This is a genomic window from Paenibacillus rhizoryzae (assembly GCF_059686995.1).
In genome coordinates, this window is record NZ_JCAALT010000005.1 from 131391 (window position 1) to 153814 (window position 22424).

The 22424-nt window shown below is 51.8% G+C and carries 20 protein-coding genes; 5 read left to right on the forward strand and 15 right to left on the reverse strand.

Annotated features, from left to right (window positions below):
* Window positions 1-39 precede the first annotated feature (39 nt).
* The gene (locus AC6ESO_RS16155; protein ID WP_497092247.1) at window positions 40-1251 is read right to left on the reverse strand and encodes an amidase domain-containing protein; all 1212 of its coding nucleotides are present in this window, start codon (window positions 1249-1251) and stop codon (window positions 40-42) included.
* A 304-nt stretch (window positions 1252-1555) separates the two neighbouring features.
* Between AC6ESO_RS16155 and acnA the strand changes: the two genes are divergently transcribed.
* The gene (acnA, locus tag AC6ESO_RS16160) at window positions 1556-4276 is read left to right on the forward strand and encodes an aconitate hydratase AcnA (protein WP_497092248.1); all 2721 of its coding nucleotides are present in this window, start codon (window positions 1556-1558) and stop codon (window positions 4274-4276) included.
* A gap of 73 nt (window positions 4277-4349) precedes the next feature.
* Here the strand turns inward: acnA and AC6ESO_RS16165 are convergent, their stop codons facing one another.
* The 3 genes from AC6ESO_RS16165 to AC6ESO_RS16175 form a co-directional block, all read right to left on the reverse strand.
* The gene (locus AC6ESO_RS16165) at window positions 4350-5432 is read right to left on the reverse strand and encodes a glycosyltransferase family 4 protein (protein WP_497092249.1); all 1083 of its coding nucleotides are present in this window, start codon (window positions 5430-5432) and stop codon (window positions 4350-4352) included.
* Complete coding sequence (locus tag AC6ESO_RS16170; RefSeq protein ID WP_497092250.1) at window positions 5429-6655, reverse strand: glycosyltransferase family 2 protein; 1227 nt, start codon at window positions 6653-6655, stop codon at window positions 5429-5431. The genes AC6ESO_RS16165 and AC6ESO_RS16170 overlap by 4 nt, the downstream gene beginning before the upstream one ends.
* Before the next feature lie 161 nt (window positions 6656-6816).
* On the reverse strand, window positions 6817-7185 hold the full coding sequence (locus AC6ESO_RS16175) for a hypothetical protein (RefSeq protein WP_497092251.1): 369 nt from the start codon (window positions 7183-7185) through the stop codon (window positions 6817-6819).
* Between the two features lie 182 nt (window positions 7186-7367).
* Between AC6ESO_RS16175 and AC6ESO_RS16180 the strand changes: the two genes are divergently transcribed.
* The gene (locus AC6ESO_RS16180; RefSeq protein ID WP_497092252.1) at window positions 7368-8612 is read left to right on the forward strand and encodes a sialidase family protein; all 1245 of its coding nucleotides are present in this window, start codon (window positions 7368-7370) and stop codon (window positions 8610-8612) included.
* Between the two features lie 64 nt (window positions 8613-8676).
* Here the strand turns inward: AC6ESO_RS16180 and AC6ESO_RS16185 are convergent, their stop codons facing one another.
* Window positions 8677-9423, reverse strand: coding sequence for an IclR family transcriptional regulator domain-containing protein (locus AC6ESO_RS16185; protein ID WP_494821140.1), 747 nt, complete (start codon window positions 9421-9423; stop codon window positions 8677-8679).
* 260 nt (window positions 9424-9683) lie between these two features.
* Here AC6ESO_RS16185 and AC6ESO_RS16190 point away from each other — a divergent pair, with 260 nt between their 5' ends.
* Complete coding sequence (locus AC6ESO_RS16190) at window positions 9684-10751, forward strand: alpha/beta hydrolase (protein ID WP_497092253.1); 1068 nt, start codon at window positions 9684-9686, stop codon at window positions 10749-10751.
* A 71-nt stretch (window positions 10752-10822) separates the two neighbouring features.
* Here AC6ESO_RS16190 and folE read toward each other — a convergent pair whose 3' ends face one another.
* The 10 genes from folE to rfbC form a co-directional block, all read right to left on the reverse strand.
* Window positions 10823-11416, reverse strand: a complete 594-nt coding sequence (folE, locus tag AC6ESO_RS16195; RefSeq protein ID WP_494821142.1) for a GTP cyclohydrolase I FolE — start codon at window positions 11414-11416, stop codon at window positions 10823-10825.
* A 43-nt stretch (window positions 11417-11459) separates the two neighbouring features.
* Window positions 11460-11705 (reverse strand): YneF family protein, encoded by a 246-nt coding sequence (locus AC6ESO_RS16200; RefSeq protein ID WP_494821248.1) that lies wholly within the window; start codon window positions 11703-11705, stop codon window positions 11460-11462.
* A 608-nt stretch (window positions 11706-12313) separates the two neighbouring features.
* Window positions 12314-13348, reverse strand: coding sequence for an HD-GYP domain-containing protein (locus AC6ESO_RS16205; RefSeq protein ID WP_497092254.1), 1035 nt, complete (start codon window positions 13346-13348; stop codon window positions 12314-12316).
* Window positions 13349-13372: 24 nt separating this feature from the next.
* A complete protein-coding gene (gene queG / locus AC6ESO_RS16210; protein WP_497092574.1) occupies window positions 13373-14521 on the reverse strand; it encodes a tRNA epoxyqueuosine(34) reductase QueG in 1149 nt (382 codons plus the stop codon).
* A 34-nt stretch (window positions 14522-14555) separates the two neighbouring features.
* On the reverse strand, window positions 14556-15236 hold the full coding sequence (gene lepB / locus AC6ESO_RS16215; RefSeq protein WP_497092255.1) for a signal peptidase I: 681 nt from the start codon (window positions 15234-15236) through the stop codon (window positions 14556-14558).
* Window positions 15237-15241: 5 nt separating this feature from the next.
* Window positions 15242-15793: a DUF402 domain-containing protein gene (locus AC6ESO_RS16220; RefSeq protein ID WP_494821145.1), complete on the reverse strand. Its 552-nt coding sequence runs from the start codon at window positions 15791-15793 to the stop codon at window positions 15242-15244.
* A 128-nt stretch (window positions 15794-15921) separates the two neighbouring features.
* Window positions 15922-16344, reverse strand: a complete 423-nt coding sequence (locus tag AC6ESO_RS16225) for a GNAT family N-acetyltransferase (protein ID WP_091224131.1) — start codon at window positions 16342-16344, stop codon at window positions 15922-15924.
* A 279-nt stretch (window positions 16345-16623) separates the two neighbouring features.
* Window positions 16624-17469 carry a dTDP-4-dehydrorhamnose reductase gene (gene rfbD, locus AC6ESO_RS16230; RefSeq protein WP_497092575.1) on the reverse strand — a complete coding sequence of 282 codons (846 nt, stop codon included), beginning with the start codon at window positions 17467-17469 and terminating at the stop codon, window positions 16624-16626.
* A 20-nt stretch (window positions 17470-17489) separates the two neighbouring features.
* Entirely contained in the window at window positions 17490-18479 is a 990-nt protein-coding gene (gene rfbB / locus AC6ESO_RS16235; RefSeq protein ID WP_497092256.1) for a dTDP-glucose 4,6-dehydratase, read from the reverse strand.
* Window positions 18480-18488: 9 nt separating this feature from the next.
* Window positions 18489-19046, reverse strand: coding sequence for a dTDP-4-dehydrorhamnose 3,5-epimerase (gene rfbC / locus AC6ESO_RS16240; RefSeq protein ID WP_497092257.1), 558 nt, complete (start codon window positions 19044-19046; stop codon window positions 18489-18491).
* Window positions 19047-19339: 293 nt separating this feature from the next.
* Here rfbC and AC6ESO_RS16245 point away from each other — a divergent pair, with 293 nt between their 5' ends.
* Window positions 19340-19951: a superoxide dismutase gene (locus tag AC6ESO_RS16245; protein WP_090978782.1), complete on the forward strand. Its 612-nt coding sequence runs from the start codon at window positions 19340-19342 to the stop codon at window positions 19949-19951.
* 191 nt (window positions 19952-20142) lie between these two features.
* On the forward strand, window positions 20143-22365 hold the full coding sequence (locus tag AC6ESO_RS16250) for a methyl-accepting chemotaxis protein (protein WP_497092258.1): 2223 nt from the start codon (window positions 20143-20145) through the stop codon (window positions 22363-22365).
* Window positions 22366-22424 lie beyond the last annotated feature (59 nt).

Genomic DNA, 22424 nt, shown 5'->3' on the forward strand with positions numbered 1-22424 from the left:
ACGAATGGGTTGTCATACTCTCCTGGGTTAAAGCGCCGTTTAAAACTCATCCGCGATATGAAAAAAACGGTATTTCGTCTGCTCCGTCCATGCATAGGAATCCTGATAATCCCAATATCGGTGACGGCTTGCAACCGTGTTGGCATTCACAAGCGGCATGCCGGCTGCATCGAATGCAGTCACAATCGTACTGTGCTGGAAACGGTTATCGCCGCTCCAGTCGTACGTGATAATATCGCCAAGGGCAAGCTGATCGGCGGAATCGACAACAGTTGCTTGCATCGCAGAGCTGTGCGGAGCCGACAAATAAGTCTTTAACGCGTTGGATACAGCCCAGCTGTAGCTCCAATTTTCTCGGCCGCCGCTGAAGCCGCGGTACCACCAGCCGGAATCCCTTTTACCAGTATAGTTCATAGGCGAGCTGCCTGCAAAGAGGCACTGAGACACGTAATTCGTGCAATTTACCTCGAAATTCTCGTATGCGGGATTAGGTTCGTTCCACCAGCGATCCGCATAAGCGGCCGCCAAATCCCTCCTATATCTGACACCTGCACGAGTATGTTTGAAAAACGGCAAAACATCATAATTTATATAAGGTATGGATTGCTGCTGACTACCGCCGGCAGAAGACTCCCGCTCCTGCATCTGCTCCGCGGCAAGGATGGCATCGGACGAGCTGTAGCGCGGCCGCCGCTCCGAGACGATCGGCTCGATACGGGAGATGAAATATTCGTCTTGCTCGGCGCTCAGCCACAGCCGTTCACGATCACAGCGTTCCTCCTGATACGTACGTCCATTATGATCAATCGTTCGTTTGATGCGCAGCTCAATAAGCACCACCACCTCCGACCGCGAGCTGGACTCGCTGATCCGGATAAGCTCGGCGCTCGTCTCGCTGCGTGACGGAAGAACGCCGCGAAGCAGCTCCTGCTCACGCAGCCGGTCCAGCCGCTGTGTAAACCGATACAAGTGATCCTCATCTCGAATGATCTCTTCAAACGGCGGCGCATAGCGGTCGATTTCAGCCTGATTGTACAGCTTCACGTAGCGATGGACAGCAGCCTTCCAGCCTTGGAGCTGAGACTGCGATAATGAAGCCTGCGACGGTGACGCCGGCTCTGCTTCGCGGCGGCGGCTCGGCTTGCCGCCGCTGCGCGGTTCCGCTCCCAGCAGAGTCGACCGGCTCTGCACCGTGCTTTTTTTCGGAGCTGCAGGTTTATTGGTTCCGACCCATATTCGCGTTCGCGGCACGCTGGTTCCCCTCCTTGTTTCTGCCATAAGGACAGCACGGAACCGAACGCCTGATGCATGCGTGAGCGATTCGTGCATAACAGTAGCCTTGTTTTTTCTTGGACCGATAAAGTTGGTTCATTATATGTGAAGGCAGACGAATTCATGTAAAAACGGGCGAAACATCTTCCCTCGAAGGTGATATTTGGACTTTCTAAATGGAATAAAAAACGCTATACTTAGGGTATCAAATGTTTTTTGAAATTGTGTTTCACACAGTGAAACCACAAAATGATTATGGATGCCAAGGAGGCGCGAATTGCAAATGACACATCAAAACGAATACTCCGTTCGCGAATCGCTTGAAGTCGGCGGTAAGCCCTATGCTTACTACCGCTTGGGCGGTCTGGAAGAGCAAGGCCTGGGAAAAATCTCGAAGCTCCCTTTCTCCATCAAGGTGCTTCTTGAAGCAGCTGTCCGTCAATTCGACGGCCGTGCGATCACGAAAGAACATGTCAAGCAGCTTGCAACTTGGGCTGATGGCCGCGAAGACAAAGAAATTCCTTTCATCCCTGCACGTATCGTCCTGCAGGACTTCACCGGCGTACCGGTTGTAGTCGATCTGGCAGCAATGCGCGATACCGTGAAGAAATCGGGCGGCGACCCGAAACAAATCAACCCGCTCGTTCCGGTTGACCTTGTAATCGACCACTCGGTTATGGTTGATGCTTTCGGTACTCCTGAAGCACTTGAGTACAACACGGACATCGAGTTCAAACGTAACGGAGAGCGTTACCGCTTCCTGCGCTGGGCGCAAACGGCATTCGAGAACTTCCGCGCAGTACCGCCGGGAACGGGTATCGTTCACCAAGTTAACCTGGAGTACTTGGCTTCAGTCGCAGCAACGAAATCCATTAACGGCGAAACTGTCGTTTATCCGGATTCCCTTGTAGGAACGGATTCCCATACAACGATGATCAACGGTCTTGGCGTAGTCGGCTGGGGCGTTGGCGGTATCGAGGCTGAAGCCGGTATGCTTGGCCAACCGCTTTACTTCGTTATGCCGGAAGTTATCGGCTTCCGTCTGACAGGCAGCTTGGCAGAAGGCGCTACAGCGACTGACCTTGCCCTGACGGTTACACAAATCCTTCGTAAAAAAGGCGTAGTCGGCAAATTCGTCGAGTTCTTCGGCCCTGGTTTGTCCAACATCAGCCTCGCTGACCGTGCAACAGTTGCCAACATGGCTCCTGAGTATGGCGCTACAGTCGGCTTCTTCCCGGTAGACAGCGAAACCATCAACTTCCTGCGCGCTACAGGCCGTGAAGAAGATCAAATCGCACTCGTTGAAGCTTACTACAAAGCACAAGGCATGTTCCGTACAGACGATACGCCGGAACCGGCTTTCTCCGACATCGTTGAGCTTGACCTGTCCACAATCGTACCTTCCCTTGCAGGTCCGAAGCGTCCGCAAGACCGCGTTGAGCTGACGAACATGAAAGAATCGTTCAACAGCATCATCCGCACACCGATCGACAAAGGCGGTTACGGTCTGAGCGACAACAAGATCGAAGAGTTCGTTGAAGTCAAACACACGAACGGCCAAGTTAGCAAAATGGGTACCGGCGCAGTCGTTATCGCAGCTATTACAAGCTGTACGAATACGTCCAACCCAAGCGTTATGCTCGGCGCCGCGCTCGTAGCGAAGAAAGCCGTTGAGCGCGGTTTGAAGAAACCGGCTTACGTGAAGAGCTCCCTAACGCCGGGTTCCCTGGTTGTTACGGAATACCTGAAGAGAGCAAACCTGCTTGAGTCCCTTGAAGCACTGGGCTTCCACGTTGCAGGCTACGGCTGCGCAACTTGTATCGGTAACTCCGGTCCGCTTCCGGATGAAGTAAGCAAAGCCATTGCAGATAACGATATGACGGTTGCAGCCGTTCTTTCCGGTAACCGTAACTTTGAAGGCCGCGTTCACGCGCAAGTGAAAGCCAACTACCTGGCATCTCCGCCGCTGGTTGTTGCATATGCGCTTGCAGGTACGGTGAACATCGATCTGTCCTCCGATCCAATCGGCTATGACAGCAAGAACGAGCCTGTGTACTTGAAAGACATCTGGCCAACATCCAAAGAAATCGCGGATACAATTGCTGCGGCAATGAGCCCTGACATGTTCCGCGACAAATACGCTAACGTATTTACGCAGAACGAGCGTTGGAACGCCATCGATGTACCGACTGGCGAAAGCTATGAGTGGGATGATAAATCCACTTATATTCAAAACCCGCCATTCTTCGAAGGCCTTGGCGCTGACATCGGCGACATTGAAGATATCAAAGGTTCGAGCGTACTCGCGCTTCTGGGCGATTCCGTCACGACCGACCATATTTCGCCGGCTGGTAACATCAAAGCTGACAGCCCTGCAGGCGAATACCTGATCAAACACGGCGTAGACAGAGTCGATTTCAACTCCTACGGTTCCCGCCGCGGTAACCATGAAGTTATGATGCGCGGCACATTCGCCAACATTCGTATTCGTAACCAAGTGGCTCCCGGCACAGAGGGCGGCGTAACGACTTACCTGCCAACCGAAGAAGTCATGTCGATCTACGATGCTTCCATGCTGTACCAAAAGAACAACAAGAACCTTGTCGTTATCGCCGGTAAAGAGTACGGAACAGGCAGCTCCCGTGACTGGGCGGCAAAAGGTACGTTCCTGCTCGGCGTGAAAGCCGTTATCGCAGAAAGCTTCGAGCGTATTCACCGCTCCAACTTGGTAGGCATGGGCGTACTGCCACTGCAATTCCAAGCAGGAACAAGCTGGAAAACGCTGAACATTACAGGCCGCGAAACATTCGATATCGTGGGACTGAGCAACGATGTTCTGCCAAGTCAAACGGTTCAAGTCATCGCAACGCGCGAAGACGGAACAACGTTCGAATTCCCGGCAATCGTTCGTCTCGACTCCATGGTTGATGTCGATTACTACCGGAACAGCGGTATTCTTCAAACCGTTCTCCGTCAAATGATCGCAGCAAACAACAGCAAATAATTCAACAACACAAATAAGCGGGTCCGCTCCTCATGGAGCGGACCCGCTTTTGTATATCGATCTATTTATAATGCTAAAATCTCGGCTTTCGCTGCGATAAGCTCTTTAGCATGTTCATAAAGTTAGTGGTGTATTTCTCGGAAGAGAAATGCTGTTTAATATGCTTCTCGGCATTATTGCGAATGGTATTGCGAAGCGTAGTATCCTTCATTAGCGATTCGCCTTGGATGACTGCTTGATTGACGTTGCCGCGCGAATACAGCTTCCCTGTGACATCATGAATCAGAAATCTACGGATTCCATCAGAGTCCGTTGTCAGTACCGGACAACGGCAGAGCATCGCTTCCGCTACCGCATAGCCGAAGCCTTCCAGAATGGAGGTCGAGCAGAGAAATCCCCCCGAATCCCCAATGACCGAGAAATAGTCTGCAATTTGTTCATGCGGAATGTTGGAATAGGCTATGAGTTTATGTTGTAATTGCAGGCCGTTAACCCATCTGTCATAATGCTCCTTCTCCACCGGTTCGGCCAGTGTCGTATCGCCGAAGATCCATAGATACCCTTCAGGATGTTTTTGCAGCATGCGGGAACCGATGAGTAGAAACTCTCGCCAGTTCTTATTCGCCTCAATTCGGCCAACCCAGCCAATGATCGGAAACGGCTTCGGCGGGTAAGAGCTGTAGCCGAACCCCTCCGTATCCAGCGGATCGTCAAAGCAGAAATGAGGGATGCCTTGCAGATGTGCCGTCATCAGCTCCTGCAGATGACTCGTCTGCGGGTATAATACGCCGTCTGCCGCCTGCAGCACGCGGGCCGATATATCGGTGAGCACCGCGCTGGCGGTTTGCAGCGTTCCTAAACCTTGAATTTCAAAGATAAGATGCCCTTTAAAGCCGGCCTTCTTGATCGTCAGCAGCATCATCACATCTGTGCACACGACGATCGCATCGTAGTTTTGCCTCTGGATCAGCCTGCCGATGGAAGCCTCGTCATTCATCACGAACGTCGGAATGCCTTTAATGTTTTTGAGCCCTTCGCCATCCAAGGAATAGAGCAGGTGGCATTCCACGTCCATTTTCATGAAGGCATGGCAGCGGATCCGATTGAGTGTTTCCATGCCGCCGCTCGGATTAAAGAAGGTAAATAATAGTTTCATCCCGGATCACTCATTTGAGCAAAGTTTGCTTTCACGTAATCAATCAGACCTTGCCTGCGGAACAGCTCGTCGTACATCCCATCTTTGGCGCAATAGGTGCTTGAATGTCTGTAGCCGACTGCATTGTGTTCCTCGTTATAGTAGTTGGACATGACAGCGGGAGCTGCTTTCTCCATCTCGTTGTGCAACACAGTCAGATCCATCAAGTCCTTGAATAGATTCGGTCCCAGGATGTAGCTGTAAGGCGTTTGGATCATCTGAGAAGCGTGAAGCAAAGCTGTTGCCACGTTGGCATTCGGGAACCATTTGAAATCCGTCGTCGGATGGGAAATGAGCGACAGATCCGCCGTAACCCGCATGTCCGGAGAGAGATCCAGAATATAGCATGTATAGTTACTGAAGGTTTGCTCGTAGAGGTTCTCGATTCGCGCGATGGCCTCAGGGCTGGACTCCTTCACCGGAAATAGTATCGTCAAGTAGGGGGTAATCCCCCTGCGCATCCTGGCACGATGCCTCGCCAAGTGATACGCGTACCGCCATATGCGGTGCTGGGCAGTCGATTGCAGCGTTGCTGATACACTAAACGTGGAGTTCACGCGATAATCGAGAAGCTCCACAGGAATATACTTGATTTGGCAAATCTCCGTGATGCGCAGCCAGTAATCATAATCTTCTACCGGCACAAGCTCATAACCGTCAATCTGTTTGGCATAGATCGATTTATACATAAAAGAGACACCGATGAGCGAGGAATCCAGCAGTTTATCAATCGGCTGCGATTGATATTGGCGTTGAACTGCGAGCGTCTGTTCATCGTAGATCGGTTTGCCTTCGTTATCGACCGACTGGAACGAGCTATAAACAAGGCCAAGCTCCTGCGGTCCTTTCACTAGGGCATTACGAAGCGTCTCCAGAAATCTCGGATAGTAAATGTTGTCGCTGGACACCCAGGTTAAATACGCGATATCGGGCATGTCATAGAGATATTGAAAACCGGTGTTCAGCGCTTTGGCGACCCCCTGATTATAAACATGGGAAACGACTTGTACTCGCTTATCGCCTTGAATGAGCATGCGGACGAGCGGCTCCATTTCGGGCGCTCCGTCAATGACAATAATTAGCTTAAACTGTTGGAACGTTTGCTTCAGCACAGATTCCAGCGCCGCTGCAAGAAACGCCGGTTTCTGCTTGTATAGTGGCATGACAACCCCTAAGTCGATCATACTGTCACTCCTTCCAATGCACCATCCTGTACTATTGTATTTATATGGCATCCGTTTGCTTGTGCGGCTATCCCTTGAGGCGTACGCCTTTTATCAAAAAAAAAAATGGCAATTCAGCGATATTCGCTAAATTCCCATCTCTGCTTGTGACCCGTCTTCTACTATGGCGTTGTTGAGAAAGCGGAAATTTCCTGCCAATCCATGGCAAGCATCTGCTGGCCTTCAACCGGTAAACCAAATTCGTCAACCCCGAAGGCTGTAAAAATAACCTCAGAAAGTACCCCCGACGCATTTACCTGTATTTCATAGGCAATGTCGCCTGCAATATTAAACTGACGTGAATCACTCGATTTTCCAGGCAAAATGTAGCCGGTTAGATAGATTAGCGTAAGCGTATTCGTCGTTGGAGGTACAACATAGACCTCGATCAACACCAGAGCCGTCGTGCTGGTGATATTCCGTGCGTTTATAACAACACCTGAGGCTGGTGTCGGTAAGTCGTTATGAATCAATCCCGATGAAAACGGCATGTCCTCACCTCCCATATGTCAATTAATTACATTTTATTCCTTTCAAAGGATAAATGATTGGGAATTAATCCGCCTCCATACACACATTTTTCAATCATTTCGTGATATTCAAACAAGCATTATTCGACAAACTTCATACAATGCTTTATGAGATTATGAATTAATATTAGAAGGAGGAAACCATGACTAACTTCAACTTTCAAGTCACGCCGGTAGGACCGCCTAAGTTTGAACCGAGCGTTGCCGTGAATCTTCTCATTCCCGGCATTATGATTTCGGTTGCCGTCGATAACACATCAGGTTCCCCTCTGATCGGTCTATATCGTTCCTTAGACGGCGGGTTCAGTTGGGCCAATAGCCTGCTTCCTTTGCCTCCGGGCTTTAATGGCGCAGAAGCTCCCGTCGTGTCGTATGGATTCCCGAATATTTTTCTCGTCTCCGCGCACGTTTTCCCGGGCGAAGAGTATGGTACAGCGGTTGTCTACAAATCCTTCGACAACGGCGCGACATTTAGCGCTCCGCAAATCGTAGGACCGGGCTATGGTTCGTATATTAACAACGATGAAACGAACTGCACGGTCGATGCCTCGCAAGCAAGTCCGTTTATCGGCAATATGTATGTCACCTATAACCGCCAGTTCAACGTTGATAATGGCGGTAACTCCGTTGCCTTCTTCAATCGCTCCAGAGATAACGGCACTACATGGGATCAACCTTTGCTGCTCTCGAACGAGGCAGACCAAGTGGAACGGCCCGATATAACAGTCGATCTGGTCGGTGTTGTCGATGTCGCTTATATCACAGTGGACCCCAGCTTCAACTTCATCGTTCGTCAGTCGACTGACGGCGGCGCTTCCTTTCCAAACGCGGTTGTCGTCTCCCAAGTTGTCCCCGTCCCTTCGCCTCTGCCCGTTCCGGGATGGGACTTCCGCGTACTCACCTTTGCCAATATATCGACTGACCGTTCAGTTGGCCCCTTCACAAACCAAGCGTATGCCGTATGGCAGGACAACCGCCTTGGTTATGCCGATATCTTTATGTCTAAGCGGGCACCGGACACGAATAACTGGACGACACCTGTCAGCATTACCGGTGCTCCGGCAGGCACGCAGAACTTCTTCCCCGCTATTGATGTCGATCCATTGACAGGGGTCGTCAATATCATTTATTACAGCAATCAGATCAGCCCAACAAATCTGGACGTCTTTGTAGCGCGTTCGATTAACGGCGGTCAAACCTTCACGAATATCCGGATTACCAACGTTTCGTTCAACCCTAACGCCAGCAGCCCTACACCGGTACCGCTCATCGGCGATTATATCGACATCGTCAGCGTTCCCCCGGGCGGCTACATTGGCGTATGGATGGATACGAGTCCCGGAACATTCTGTATCTTCGCGGGTTATTCGGATGTCATCATTCCATAGGTTCTTTGAACGCAAAAAGAGTCGAGCTCGAAGGCAGCAGCCCTCAGCTCGACTCTTTTTGGTTTTATTTCAGCATGACGCCAAGCCGGCGGGCTGCTTCGATAACAGCAGGCGCCTGACTGCGCATGATTTCGGTCGTCAGCCGATTCGCCGGGCCTGACACCGACAATGCCGCGACCAGCTTGCCTGTGCGAGAGAAGACGGGCGCTGCTACAGCTGCCGCACCTTGCTCGCGCTCCTCCACGCTCATCGCGTAGCCGAGCTTCTGCCACTCCGCTATCTGCTCCCGAAACTGCTGCCTGTCGAAGGAAGCCGGCCACGAGGCGTCAGCAAGCAGCTCCTCGCGTTTAACCGGCTCCTCGAAGGCGATAAGCACCTTGCTTGAAGCGCCGACATACAGCGGCAATCTGGCTCCGATCGGAGCCACTCTGCGTATGGCCTGGATGCTCTGCACCGCTTGAATCCGGATCCGCTCATTGCCGTCACGCAAATACAAGCTGACGGTTTCCCCCAGCATATCGCGCAGCCGCTCCATCTCCGGCAGTCCGATCACAGCGGGGTCATCCGCGCCAGACATATTCGCCGACAGCTCCCAGATGCGAAGCCCGAGCTTGTAGCGGTCCGATGCCGCATCGCGGGCTACGAAGCCTCGTTCCTCAAGCGTAGCGAGCATGCGATGAACGGTGCTTTTGTGAAGCCCAACGCTGTCGGCAAGCTCCGTCATGGCCCATTCTTTCTTTATCGTAAAGCAAAGCAATATATCCAGTGCTCGTTCGACAGCACGAACCGTTGATTTTCCATCCTCAGCCATAGTAAGTCGGCTCCTCGCTATAGTTTCACTGAGTGAAACTTGGTTACAGTCAGTATAACGTAAGGATGGCGGCCCGGTAAAGCTTTGGCTTCCGGTGCGGCTTATTTTACAGCCATGTTACAGGAGGTTAACATTACGTCGACACGCATTGACAGGCTACGGCCGCGCGCCATACCATAGGAATATAGCACTAGTTAAGCGCTTTCAAAAAATCATCGGCAATCGTGATCATACTCATTCTTCTTAAGGGGGCCTCCACCATGAGCACAACGACTTTGAGACCTGCACTCCCCGCATCCGGCGGATTCCCGTCCGGACTGCTCCCCCCGCTGCTGCCTTCGCCGCAAGTGCCTGAACGGGCATTTGCAGGAACCCGCACTCGACGCAAACATGCCGCGCTTGCTGTCCTGTCGGCCTTGGCAGCCCTGCTGCTGTTCACTGCGCTCGCCTTCCACGGCTATGTCGCATGGGTGATCGCGCATCCTTATGTACCTGCGTTATACTCTAACCCGAAGATCGCTCAAGGGCTGGATTACAGCGATGTTTCCTTCCCGAGCAAGAGCGGGCGTACTACCGTTCACGGCTGGTATATTCCTGCGTTCGGGACGGAAACACATTCCGACAGAACGGTCGTATTCAGCCACGGCTACGGCGCGAACCGCGAGGAAACATGGGTGCCGATGTACGAGCTTGCTGCCCTTCTGAATCGGCTGCACTATAATGTATTCATGTTTGATTATGGCTACGCCTCTTCCGGACAGCGTTCGCCGGCTACCGGCGGCAAGGAAGAGTCCCAGCAGTTACTTGCGGCAGTCAACTATGCCCGCTCGCAAGGCGCGGACGAGGTTGTCGTATGGGGCTTCTCGATGGGGGCGGGCACCGCATTGCAGGCAGCGCTGCAAACCGATTCGACGGACAGTATTGATGCGATGATTCTCGATAGTACGTTTCTCCCAAGCTCTGATTCCTTATATAATAATGTACGCCAGTATATGGATCTGCCTAAGTATCCATCTATCCCGATTATCGAATGGATGCTGCCGTTCTTCACAGGCGTAAACTTTAAACAACTGCCTGTTGAACAGGTGTTGCAAACGACCTATACTATGCCGCTCTTCATCATGCATGGCACCGCTGATGCGATAGCACCGGTGGCGACCGCAGAGCGGGTTTCCGCAGGCCAGTACAACTCGCTCTCGCGTGAGTGGATCGTGGAGGGCGGCATGCACGAGATGCTGTTCCGCACGCATCCGAAGGAATACATTCAACGCGCTGCTCTGTTCCTCAGTCAGGTAGATGCAGCTCGTAAATCCACCACCGCCGCTTAAGTCCAGAATAAAAGGCTCTTCCTTGCAAGGCCGCCGATCGGGCAGTCTGCAAGAAAGAGCCTTTATTGTAGTTACTGCTTAAGCAGTGATAGAAACTCCGAACGGAGCGCTGCGCTTGTACGGAAATCACCGCGGACTGCCGACGTCACCGTCTTGCTGCCCGGCTTCTTCACGCCGCGCGCGCACATGCACAAATGCTCGCCTTCGACGACGACCATAACGCCATGCGGCTGCAGCACTTCATCCATGATATTCGCGATTTGCGAAGTGATGCGCTCTTGCACTTGAAGACGGCGCGTTACCGCTTCAACCAGGCGTGCAAGCTTGCTTAAGCCTGCGATCTTGCCGCTTGGAATATAGCCGATATGCGCTTTGCCGAAGAACGGCGCCATGTGGTGCTCGCACTGGCTGTAGTACACAATGTCACGTACGATGACCAGCTCTTCATGCTGCTCATCGAAAGTAACACCCAGCACTTCGCGCGGATCTACCTCATAACCTGCGAAAATCTCCTCGTACATCCGTGTTACGCGTGCCGGTGTTTCCAGCAAACCTTCGCGCTCCACATCTTCTCCGATAAGCTTCAAGATTTCACGAACATGATGCTCTATTTGATCCTTATTCGATGAAACGGCTGAATTGACGTAATCTTTCCTGCCCGCCATATCTGCAACGTCTCCTTTCCTGTGAACCAATCCCCGGTACTTCTTATCTCCGTCCGCCCGGCCGATTGTTCCCCTTCGTAAATTGCTGGTTCTGGTTCTTCATCATTTGCTGCGCTTTTTGCATTTGTTGGTTATTCATATTGTAGCCCATTTGCTTTGCCATCTTTTTCAGCATTTCCGGATCGTTTTGCATCTTCTCCAGCTGCTTGCGCAAGTAGTATACGCCCGCGAAAAAGCCGCCAACAGCGCCGACTATGAGCGTAATGATCGAAATAATGACCGTCCACATTGTCATCTCACCTTGTCCTTATCTGTAAGTATATTGCAACTTATAATAGCATGTAGGACCATGCGTTCGCAAACAATCTGTAAAGGAAAGAAGGACCTCGTCCGGTAGACGAGATCCTCCTTCATGTTGATTGGTATCTCAGAACCGTATCCGCAATCTGCAGCTCGGATAGTGCTGGCCGCTTACTCTTGCCATTCCGCGAAAATCTAATGAACCGCCGCAGAGCCACATTTACCGAATTTCCACACTACGGGATTCTAACGAACCGTAGTGGCCTTATTAGGGTGAATTTCCCGGCTGCGAGAATCTAACGAACCATGGGAGCCTTATTTGGGCAAAATCGACTCCAAAACACCAGCAAACCGTCAAATACGACCTCTACGGTTCGTTAGCATTTTTTTGAAGGTGTTTTGAGGCAAATAAGACCTGTACGGTTCGTTAGAGCATTCCTCATGCGAACTCGAATTCGATACTCTCACCACCATATTCCGCATCTCTCTGGCATCAATCCCCGAAACAAAAAAAACCTGACTATCAAACAAGGTCAGGTTCACTCAATCGCTCAATTCCTCTATTCACAGCTGCCTAGCCCAGCTAAGCCCCCGAGCTTAGCCCAGCACCTGCTCGATAAATACCGTCGTGTGCTTCGCCATATCGATCTCCCGGCTCTCGACGCTGTCATTTGACTCGCGCTGGAGCACCCGTACAATTGGCCGGCCCGGCAGTCCGCGGTGCTGCCCGACGACAATGCCCGTTTCCTTCGTCGTGAGCCGAACCGATACGCCGTTCGGATAGATCGAGACGATCCGCATGAAATGAACCAGGATCTCGTGATCCAGGCGCGTTCCCGACATCGCCATCATCCGCTCGCAGGCTTCATGCGGAAGCAGCCTCCCGGCGTCTCCGCCGCCGCTCGTGAGCAGGTTATCGAAGGTGTTGGCCACCGCTACAATACGGGAATACAGGTGAATTTGATCTCCAATCAGCCCTCGCGGCTCGCCGGATCCATCGACATGCTCGTGGTGCTGAAACGCAACATGAGCGATGAGCAAACTGAACTCGCGTTTGGCCTTTAGCAGCTCGAAGCCTCGCCACGTATGTCGTTTAAGCTCCTCATTCTCTTCCTCTGCCTCAAGGTCCGACTTCCCGAGATCATGCAGCAGCGCACCGATCGCCAATTCCTTCAGCTGCACTTGATTCAGCTGCAAGCTGACGCCAAGCAGGGAAGAGATCATGCAGACATTCATCGCATGAATATACTCGGCATTATCACGCGTACGGATGTCGTTCAATTGAACGAGCACATCCTTATTGCGAATGACATCGAAGAGCAAATCTTCAATCGTTAAGCTGATCGCGCGGGAGTTCAAATCTTTGCCGGAGCGAATCGAATCCATCGTCTCGGCCATCTGCTTGATGATGCCGACTTTGGTTTCCTCCGACAGAATCTCCTCTTGCTCATCCATATCCTGCATGCCCGCATCTTTAATATAGACATTCGTGACGCCGATGCGCCTTAATGTGCTGATCATAAAGACGGTCAGCTGCACATTCGAGGAAAGCAGCACCGCCCCATTGACGGCATAGATCGTCTTGCCAAGAATATCACCTGGTTCAACCGCTTCGATATCGACATATTTCATGATGTCTACCTCTTCCCCATATCTTCACATCGAAGCTGTCATGCTCTTAAGCGCGTCCTTGATTGCTTGCTGAACCGTTTCATCCTGCTCGCGCAGCGCCGCTGCCTTGAGCACTTCTGCCGCGTCCTCTCCGCCGATACGGCCAAGCGACCATGCAGCGGTTGCCCGCAGCTCAAAACGCGTATCGCTGCGCAGCACATCCGCAAGCGCAGGAACAGCGCTTGCATCCTTGAAATTGCCAAGCGCGATAACGGCGTTGCGCTGAATCGGTTTCCTCCCGCGCCAAGCCGAGGAGCTGTTGCCGTACTGCTCCTTGAACGCCCGATTCCCCATCGTAAGCAGCGGCACCAGCAGCGGCTTCACTTTATCATGATCGGGAATAAGCTCCGGATGGTGAGTCGCATTCTTCCCCTTGTTCTCGGGGCATACGACCTGGCAGGTGTCGCAGCCATATAACCGATTGCCGATCTTGCGCATCAGCTCGTCAGTTACAACACCCTTGGTCTGCGTGACGAAGGAGATGCAGCGCTGTGAATTCAGCTGTCCCGGAGCTACAAGCGCGTCCGTTGGGCAGGCATCGATACAGGCCGTACAGCTGCCACAGCTCTCCGTGACAGGCGCATCCGGTGGGAGCGGCAAATTCGTAATCATTTCGCCGAGGTACACATAGGAGCCCCACTCCGGCGTAATAATCGAGCAGTTGCTGCCAATCCAGCCGATCCCGGCCCGCTCCGCTACTGCACGATCTGACAGCGCTCCCGTGTCCACCATGCTTAAGAAACGTCCCTCAGGCACGCGTTCCAGCAGCCAAGCTTCCAGCCGCCGCAGCCGCTCGCGCAGGACGCCGTGATAGTCGTCTCCCCAAGAGGATCTTGAAAACAACCCCCGTCTTGCTCCCGGTTCGGACTTCGGTGGATCCACAAGCTTCGATGGATAGGCGACCGCAATCGCAATAATGGATTTCGGATCTTCGAAGAGGAGCGAAGGCTCCGTCCGTTTATCAAGGTCCGGCTCTTCGAAGCCAGACTCATAGCCAAGCTCCCGGTGCCGAACCAGCCGCTCTTTCAGCGCTGTGAACGGCTCCGCGGAAGCGATTCCGATTTTATCAATGCCAAGACTCGCCGCAGCGTCCTTCATCTCGGCTTTTAACTGTTGCCAGTTGATCGTGTTCATGCTGCTCCCGTCCAACTCGGAGTCTCCTTTAAGCTTACAAATGGTTCAATTTAGAGATGGGCCACAGAATGAAATCCGCGCGGCCAAGAATCATATCGCGCGGCACGGCCTGAAACGACCGGCTGTCGCGACTCGCCTTATTATGGCGGTTATCGCCCATAACAAAATAATGATCGGCCGTGACCGTTTCCGGCCCATAATCCGAATCTTCAATTTCCGTGTCCGTATACGACTCTACAACGAGCTTCCCATTGCGATACAGCTGACCCTGGCGAATCTCGATGGAGTCACCGGGCATCCCAATAATCCGTTTAACCAAATACTCTTTATGTTCGATTCCGTTCGAAGGGTCCTTCAGGATGACCACATCGCCTTGCTTCGGATCGCCCATGAAGTAAGAAGCCTTATTCACAAACAGCCATTCCTTCTCATACAGGGTCGGCTCCATGGACTGCCCCTTAACCGTCGAGAGGTTAAACACGAATACATTTAAGCAAAGAACGACCGCGGCGGCAACCGCCAGCGTGATAAACCAGCTGCGCAGCTCGGCAACCCAGGGTGACAGCGGCTTCGACTCCCTACGAGAAGAGGAAATAGAAGAAGAAGCCCCTGCTGCCTTTGCTTTCGCCTTGACCTTCGGGGAGCCCGATCGTTTGCGCGGCCCGAATCCTGCTTGCTCCGAAGACTCCGTATCCGAACCGGGATTGACGTTCATAGCTGCTACACCTCGCCCATATGTTTGTTCCACGCCTCAAAATAACCGAGAATAAGGTCATCATTGAAAGGGGCTTGTCCGTTCTCGATCCGCTTCAGCAGCGCACCGAGCCCCTCCATTACTTTTCGGTTAACTTCTTCCGAATAGTGATAGGCAATCTTATGGAGCTCATATTCTTCTTGATCGACGACTTGCGCTTTCCCTCCGCGGGGCACGATAACATCAAGGTCATAATCAATGTAGGTGAGAACATCATGTTTGAAGAAGAGCGGGGAGGCTACATTGCAATAGTAGCGAACGCCATGATCCTCGAGCAGGCCAACTACATTGAACCACTCGCCGGGGATAAAGAAGGATACTGCAGGCACTCGGCTAATCCACTGCTTGCCGTCTGCCTCTTGAATCGGTGTCTGTCTGTTGATGAACACATGCATCGATTCCGCCGCATGCTCGCTTGCCAGCTGCTCTGTCGGAACCTGCCAATTCTCCAGCCACATCCGGTGCAAATGGCCGTTGTTCTTGAAACTCTTGATAACACAAGGACGGTACGTAGTCATAAGCGTAATACTCCTAGTGATGTACTTTCTTACTATAAGAAAAGCATATCTGTACGCCAAAATCAATGACGCACTAGATATGCTTGTCCATAATTGCTTATTTATAAGTGCTTGAGTCGACTTGCTGCCTAACCGGCAACAATACTTAGTTTCTGAAAGGAACGGAAAAAGTCCGTTGTGGCATAACCCAATGATTCATAAAGCGAAAGAATCGGCTCGTTATGTTCGTCGGCCGTCACCATGATTTTCGTTACATTCCGTTGCTCAAATCGTCCACGCAGGGAGCGAATCAGCTCTTTACCCAAACCTTGACGTTGATAATTCGGATGTACGGCAATACGGTAATAGTACCCTCTGCCCTTGTCTATCGTCCCGATAATAATACCTGCGATTTCATCTTCAACCGCAGCAACGAGCACCAGCTCACTGTCCCATGATAGTTGGCGGCCGAAAGCCTCCATCGTTTGTTCATAGCACTCTTCTGACAGCACAGTCTCCAGCAGTTCCGTAACGGGCCGATAATCAGCTAATTGGAAGGATCGAACGTCCATAACTTTAAGCTCCTCTTCAAACGCAGTATGGAAATAACGGCATTGCTAGGGAAGAAATGAACTTCGCCTCACATAAACAGCGACAGCCCTTCTTCTTTAGGTAAAATTAATAATACGACAAATTAGCTCGAATTCCTTCTAATATCTTTAAAAAACCTTAAAAAATATAATAAATCTACATAATCCTAGTGAAAACGCTTTAAATTAAGCGTTTTCATAACATTAACCCTATCAATTGGCCCAATACGAAGCGAAAAAGTGCCGCAAGGGCACTTTTTCTCACGAATGCTTCATATAATGCGCTAATGCTTCCCGCCATGGTCTTAGGTCTTGCAAGCCAGCTCGCTTGATGGCGGCATGGCTCATGACGGAATATGCCGGCCTGGCCGCAGGTCTCGGAAAATCCGCTGTCGAACATGGTTCGATTACGACCGAATTAGCCATCCCCCTGCTCTGCAAGATCTCCTGCGCAAATTCATACCATGAACAGCTTCCCGTATTTGAAGCATGATAGATGCCATAGTTGTCAGTCTGGACAAGCTCGATCAGGAATGCGGCCAGATCGAGCGTATAAGTAGGCGAACCGATTTGATCGCTGACGACCTTCAGCCGGTCTCGTTCACTGGCCAGCTTAAGAATAGTCTGGACAAAGTTGCTGCCGTATTTTCCATAAACCCATGAGGTGCGCACGATGTAATATCGATCGAGCAGCGACGCTGCTTCCAGCTCACCTGCGAGCTTCGTTTGCCCATAAACCGTTTGCGGGTTGGTCGGCTCCTCGATCTCGTAAGGTTCACTGCCTTTGCCATCAAATACATAGTCCGTGCTGATGTAACAAAGCTTGGCGCCGCATGCCTTCGCTGCTCCAGCAACGTTGCGAGTGCCGAGTGCATTAATCCGGTAGGCTTCCTCCACGTCGGTTTCCGCCTTATCCACCGCCGTGTAAGCTGCGCAATGGATAATCACATCCGGGCAGTAGGCACTCACGACGTCGGCGCATTGCTCCGAATTTGTAATATCCAGCCCCTCTCGTCCATAGCCCAGGATATGTATTCCCGGCCGGACCTTTAGCTGCACAAGCTCTTTTCCCAACTGACCATTGGCGCCAGTGACGAGAATCCTCAGTTCATTCAGATTGGCAGCTGTCATGAGCGACCATCCAAGTAAGCACCTGATCGAATTTGCTCGACCCAAGCTTGATTGTTCAAATACCACTGGATCGTGGATTTGATGCCGGATTGGTAATCATATCGAGGCACCCATCCCAGTTCATTACGAATCTTGTCCGCATCGATGGCATAACGGCGGTCATGTCCTAAGCGATCTTGGACAAACGTAATAAGTGAATCCGGCTTGCCAAGCTCCGACAGGATCGTAGAAACCACTTGGAGATTGCTGCGCTCGTTGTTTCCGCCCACGTTATACACCTCACCGGGACGTCCCGCGTGAAGGACGCAGTCAATCGCACTGCAGTGATCCTCGACATACAGCCAATCGCGCACATGAAGTCCATCTCCATAGACAGGCAGCGGTTGATCGGCGAGTGCACGCTGAATCATGAGTGGAATCAGCTTTTCCGGAAATTGATAGGGCCCGTAATTGTTGGAGCAGCGCGTAATATTCACGTTCATGCCGTACGTTTCATGATAGGCACGGACTAGCAGATCGCTTCCCGCTTTACTGGCTGAATACGGACTGTTCGGCGCAAGCGGCGTCGACTCTGCGAACAACCCCGTGTCGCCGAGTGTCCCATACACTTCGTCGGTGGATACATGGACGAACTTTGCCACATGATAGTGTTTGGCCAGATCAAGCAGCGTCTGCGTGCCAAGCACATTCGTTCGGATGAAAATATCCGGCTGCGCGATACTGCGGTCGACATGGGATTCAGCGGCAAAATGAATGACAGCATCCATGCCCTCCGCGAAAATCGGCTCCATAGCAGCGCGATCCGCGATGTCCGCCCGCACGAACCGGTAGTTGGGAAGATTCGCAATCGCCGTTAAATTAGCCGGATTGCCTGCGTAGGTCAGTGCATCGACATTAATGAAGGTGTAGCCGGGATATTTTGCTATCATATACTGAAGATAATTGCTGCCGATAAATCCGGCTCCGCCAGTTACAAGCAGTTTCACAGGCTTACCTCACCCTCCGTAATAGAAATTTTTCTCCGCTGTGGACAGAGGGGGATGACCCCGATCTTTATCCGACAATATCGGATTCGTTACCGGCCAATCAATCGCAAGCAGCGAATCGTTCCACGCAATGCCGCGGTCATGCTCCGGCGAATAGAGTTCATCTACTTTATATTGCACCTCGCAGTTTGGGACAAGCGTACAGAACCCATGGGCAAAGCCCTGCGGAACGAGCAGCTGTCTCTTGTTCGAAGCGCTTAGAATGAATCCTTGCCAATGGCCGTATGTCGGCGACCCTGCGCGAATATCCAGAACAACATCATAAATCGCTCCCGCCGTAACGCGTACGAGCTTCGTTTGCGCTTTCGGATTCAATTGATAATGGAGCCCGCGAAGCACGCCTGCTTCAGCTGACAACGAATGATTATCTTGCACGAAGGCGCGGGCAATACCATGCTTTGCGAATAACGCCTGATTGTAGCTCTCTGTAAAAAAACCGCGATGATCGCCATGTACCGCTGCTTCGATCAGTTTGACGTCTTTTAGCTTTGTTTCGTATATTTTCATCGTTGCTCCCCATTTGAACGACATTCCACTCGGACTATATCAAGAAGTTCTACTATATATAGATATATACAAAATAAGATGGTATTGCCTTTAGGCGTCTGTGGTTTTTCATGAAAATAGACAGCTTTATTTCATTTTCCATGAATTGCAAAGTTCAAATTTGATCATGCTAGAAGGTGTTCCAAGGGAGTTGTCAGCAGGTCGTACTTTACAAACATTTATGTTGATTTATTGCCCGAGAACGAGCATAATGGAAATGAAAAACGATACATATTATAGGAGGTTTTTGAACAATGGCACACCAATTGCCCGCTTTGCCTTATGCAAACAATGCGCTTGAGCCGCATATCGATGAAACAACGATGATGATTCACCACGACCGTCATCATAACGCTTATGTAACTAACCTTAACGCTGCTCTTGAGTCCGCTCCTGAGCTTGCAAGCAAATCCATCGAGGATTTGATCGCTGATCTGAACAGCGTACCGGAAGCTATCCGCACTGCTGTTCGCAACAACGGCGGCGGCCACGCTAACCACTCCCTCTTCTGGGAAACAATCGGACCAAACGCTGGCGGCGCACCAACAGGCGCGATCGCCGATGCTATCGCAAGCGAGCTGGGCGGCTTCGATCAATTCAAAGCTGACTTCGCGAAAGCGGCAGCAACTCGTTTCGGCAGCGGCTGGGCTTGGCTTGCACTTAGCCAAGACGGCAAGCTGAAAGTTTACAGCCTTCCGAACCAAGACAGCCCGATCATGGAAGGCGACACGCCTCTTCTTGGTCTGGACGTTTGGGAGCACGCTTACTACCTGAACTACCAAAACAAACGCCCTGACTACATCGCAGCGTTCTGGAACGTTGTAAACTGGTCAGAAGTTGGCAAACGTTACGACGCAGCGAAATAAGTTTCGTTCGCATCCGGAGACCTTCGTGCTAAATGCACGGAGGTCTTTTTGCTTTCATATCGCGAAACTGCGTCTATATACCTAACATGAGTTTGTGATTTTTAAAGAAAATTTTCATTTTTTAGACTATTGGAACTATTTTCATGTTATAATTCCTCCCATATAGCTCAGTAGAGAGATGGGGATACCTGATGTTTGATTGGCTGGGATTTCGCAAAGGGCTGCCTTTATGGCGGTCGTACAAGCTGAATGCAGGGATGAAGGATGATGTAGCGGATATTTTTGAAGGCATCGCAGATACGCGGATGGATATTCTCACGGCATGGACAAATGAATATTGGGATCATCTGGATCGGCTGCACCATCAGCTGTCCTTTCGCCAGCCCGGAGCGGCAGAAGACGATGCTTGGGATCCCTCCACATTGGAGCGTTTATTCGCAGGAACTCGCGCACGTGCGTCGGATTTCTCCGAGATCTTCCTGCTCGGCGAAGACAGCCGCGTTGTTTTCTCAACAGAGACGCGCCATACCGGCGAGCATTATGGAACGGGCAGTCTGCTGGAGCCTGGTTTGGCTTATTCGAAGGGCGGTGCTCCGAGTGGCCGCAACTGCTTATTCGGACCTTATGCTGATCCATGGACGCTGAAGATCGGGCCGAGCTCATCTTCTTTTCACGATAAAATGACTCTGCTGTTCATCTCTCCAATCATGCTTGGCGGCAAGTGGAAAGGCGCACTCTGCGGCCGAGTTCCAAACGATGTCATCGGCGACCTCATCCAGCGGGAATCCGGGCATGTGTATCCCGATTCCGGGGACAACTATCTGTTCATGGCGCGCCCCGTGTTGAATACTCATATTGCACCGGGTACGGCTTTATCGCGAAGCAGGTTCGAGGACCGCACGTTTACGCATGGCGAGAATTTGAAGGACGGTGTAACTACAGATTGGGGCATCGTTTCCGTGAAGGAACACACGGAGCTGGAGCTAGTATTCACGGATCCTGCTACAGGTCAGCTTCACCCCGGTGTGGCCAACACGATCCGAAACGGCAGCAATCTGTTCGTGGAGTTTCCCGGTTATTCGGATTATCGACATATTCCTGTTATCGGCAAGGGCGTTACCTTCCAGCTTCCCCACTGCCCGGATGTATGGGGGATGATGTGCGAGGGCGATTTGGAAGAAGTGTATCGCATTCGAAGCATTCGCTTCACCCAATTCAGGCATGCTTTAGGCTGGCTAGCCGCTCTCGGTGCACTGGGTACCATTCTCGCGTACTACTTATTCACGAACGCCATGCCTGTAGCCGGGGCCATTATTGTTGGTCTTTTCAATTTCGTGTTCGGATTGGCCATGATGCGGTCCTTGGATCGCAAAGGCAATCTGGTGACCTCTCTCCAAATGCGAAGGCTGAACCAGTTTATCCGTATTAATGCCGAGGGGAAAGGCGACCTTACTCAGCGGCTCGATACGAGCTTGTTCCCGCCTAACGAAACTCGCGAGCTTGCCAAATGGATTAATAATATGATCGACTCCCTCGAAGGCGTTATGCTGCAGGTGAAGCTTGCTTCCGGCGATGTATTGACGAATCAACGCGCGCTGCTTGAGACCACCGGAGCGACCGCAAGCACGACCGAGCGTGTCAGCGGCCGGATCGGGGATATGATTCTCAGCATTCGGAATCAGCTGAAGGATATCGACATCGCCAAGGATGTGGCCGGCGAGATGCGCGAAACGCTTCGTCTGCTGGAAGATAAGGCTTCCGCCAACATCAGCGTGGCGCAAGGGGAACTGCTCCGCATCGGCGATAAAATGGAGCAGATAGCCGGCCGCGTAACGGAAACGAACCGGTCCATCGAATCGTTCATGAAAACAACGAATGAAATTCGCAATGTCCTCGGCGTCATTGAGGAAATCTCCGCACAAACGCATCTGCTTGCACTGAATGCTTCCATTGAAGCGGCGCGTGTCGGCGAGCAAGGCAGAGGTTTCGCTGTTGTTGCGGGGGAAATCAGGAAGCTGGCGGCCCTCACCAAGAAGTCGACGGAAGAAGTGCACAGCATTGTCCAAGATATTTATGTTCACGCCCAGGACGCTACAACTACGATGGCCCAGGGCACGCTTGTCGTGTCTGAAGGGACGGCACTCGTCGCGGCGGCTTCCGAGCTGCTCAGCAGCACCAAGGAAGATGATTCGCTGAAATCGCAAATTATCGACGAGGTCGTTGTGATTATGGAGAAGATCGCGACGGTCAGCAAGCAGAATCGTACCATTTCGACGGAGGTTGAGGGCAATGTGCAGGAGCTGCTCGGCGACTTCGTCAACGTCCGCCATACCTCCAATCATGTCGAAGCCATTACCGAATTCCTGCAGCAGCTGGTTGGACAGTTCCAGTTGCGCGAGGATCGGAAGCGGTAAGCGAACTCAGTGAAGTGCGTAAGCGGTATGAGGAAAATCCCCAGTCCTTCTGATTGCAG

What these genes read in the sequence shown, in the direction of transcription:
- AC6ESO_RS16245 (WP_090978782.1), top strand. Translation starts at nt 19,340, where the DNA reads ATGGCACACCAATTGCCCGCTTTGCCTTATGCAAACAATGCGCTTGAG.
- AC6ESO_RS16220 (WP_494821145.1), bottom strand. Translation starts at nt 15,793, where the DNA reads ATGACTACGTACCGTCCTTGTGTTATCAAGAGTTTCAAGAACAACGGC.
- AC6ESO_RS16165 (WP_497092249.1), bottom strand. Translation starts at nt 5,432, where the DNA reads ATGAAACTATTATTTACCTTCTTTAATCCGAGCGGCGGCATGGAAACA.
- AC6ESO_RS16175 (WP_497092251.1), bottom strand. Translation starts at nt 7,185, where the DNA reads ATGCCGTTTTCATCGGGATTGATTCATAACGACTTACCGACACCAGCC.
- AC6ESO_RS16200 (WP_494821248.1), bottom strand. Translation starts at nt 11,705, where the DNA reads ATGTGGACGGTCATTATTTCGATCATTACGCTCATAGTCGGCGCTGTT.
- acnA (WP_497092248.1), top strand. Translation starts at nt 1,556, where the DNA reads ATGACACATCAAAACGAATACTCCGTTCGCGAATCGCTTGAAGTCGGC.
- AC6ESO_RS16170 (WP_497092250.1), bottom strand. Translation starts at nt 6,655, where the DNA reads ATGATCGACTTAGGGGTTGTCATGCCACTATACAAGCAGAAACCGGCG.
- AC6ESO_RS16250 (WP_497092258.1), top strand. Translation starts at nt 20,143, where the DNA reads ATGTTTGATTGGCTGGGATTTCGCAAAGGGCTGCCTTTATGGCGGTCG.
- rfbC (WP_497092257.1), bottom strand. Translation starts at nt 19,046, where the DNA reads ATGAAAATATACGAAACAAAGCTAAAAGACGTCAAACTGATCGAAGCA.
- AC6ESO_RS16190 (WP_497092253.1), top strand. Translation starts at nt 9,684, where the DNA reads ATGAGCACAACGACTTTGAGACCTGCACTCCCCGCATCCGGCGGATTC.
- AC6ESO_RS16205 (WP_497092254.1), bottom strand. Translation starts at nt 13,348, where the DNA reads ATGAAATATGTCGATATCGAAGCGGTTGAACCAGGTGATATTCTTGGC.
- queG (WP_497092574.1), bottom strand. Translation starts at nt 14,521, where the DNA reads ATGAACACGATCAACTGGCAACAGTTAAAAGCCGAGATGAAGGACGCT.
- folE (WP_494821142.1), bottom strand. Translation starts at nt 11,416, where the DNA reads ATGGCGGGCAGGAAAGATTACGTCAATTCAGCCGTTTCATCGAATAAG.
- AC6ESO_RS16225 (WP_091224131.1), bottom strand. Translation starts at nt 16,344, where the DNA reads ATGGACGTTCGATCCTTCCAATTAGCTGATTATCGGCCCGTTACGGAA.
- lepB (WP_497092255.1), bottom strand. Translation starts at nt 15,236, where the DNA reads ATGAACGTCAATCCCGGTTCGGATACGGAGTCTTCGGAGCAAGCAGGA.
- AC6ESO_RS16185 (WP_494821140.1), bottom strand. Translation starts at nt 9,423, where the DNA reads ATGGCTGAGGATGGAAAATCAACGGTTCGTGCTGTCGAACGAGCACTG.
- AC6ESO_RS16180 (WP_497092252.1), top strand. Translation starts at nt 7,368, where the DNA reads ATGACTAACTTCAACTTTCAAGTCACGCCGGTAGGACCGCCTAAGTTT.